This is a genomic window from Kitasatospora nipponensis (assembly GCF_039528135.1).
In the GTDB taxonomy this organism is placed as follows: domain Bacteria; phylum Actinomycetota; class Actinomycetes; order Streptomycetales; family Streptomycetaceae; genus Kitasatospora; species Kitasatospora nipponensis.
In genome coordinates this window covers 1-525 of sequence record NZ_BAAALF010001133.1, presented here as the reverse complement: position 1 = coordinate 525, position 525 = coordinate 1, and the positions used below count along the sequence as shown (strand labels likewise).

The window sequence follows — 525 nt, the reverse complement described above, 5'->3', positions numbered from 1 at the left end:
TACCTCGGTGACATCTCCCGCGGCACCTACGCCGTGACGGCCTTCGCCAACCCGGGCTGGCTGCCGATCACCGGCGACTGGGACGCCAACGGCACCTCCACCGTGGGTGCGTACGACCCGGCCACGTCGAAGTTCTACCTGTCCAACGACAACCTGAACGCCGCGACCAGCTTCGTCTACGGCAGCCCGGGCGACGTCCCGATCACCGGCGCCTGGTAGTCCGTTCCCCCTTCCTTCCCCGCTGCCGGGTGGCTGTCGTGCCGCCACCCCGCAGCTCCTTGCGAGGAGTCAGTACCGATGTCCCGTACCGCCAATGCCGTCACCGCCCTGTCCCGTCCGCTCGCCGTCGCCGCGGTGGCGGGTCTGATGCTGGCGGCCCAGTCCCCGGCGCAGGCCGCCTCGGTCGCGACCTGGGACAAGGTGGCCCAGTGCGAGAGCGGTGGCGTCTGGAACATCAACACCAACAACACCTCCTACGGCGGCTTGCAGATCAGTCTGCACAACTGGCAGTACTACGGGGGCACC

General features: G+C 68.8%; 2 protein-coding genes. Both read left to right on the top strand.

Annotated features, from left to right (window positions below; all coding sequences use genetic code 11):
• A partial coding sequence (locus ABD323_RS45265) for a hypothetical protein (protein WP_344447758.1) occupies window positions 1-219 on the top strand: 219 nt, incomplete at its 5' end.
• A 78-nt stretch (window positions 220-297) separates the two neighbouring features.
• The coding region (locus ABD323_RS45260) for a transglycosylase family protein (RefSeq protein WP_344447757.1) at window positions 298-525 on the top strand (228 nt) is incomplete at its 3' end.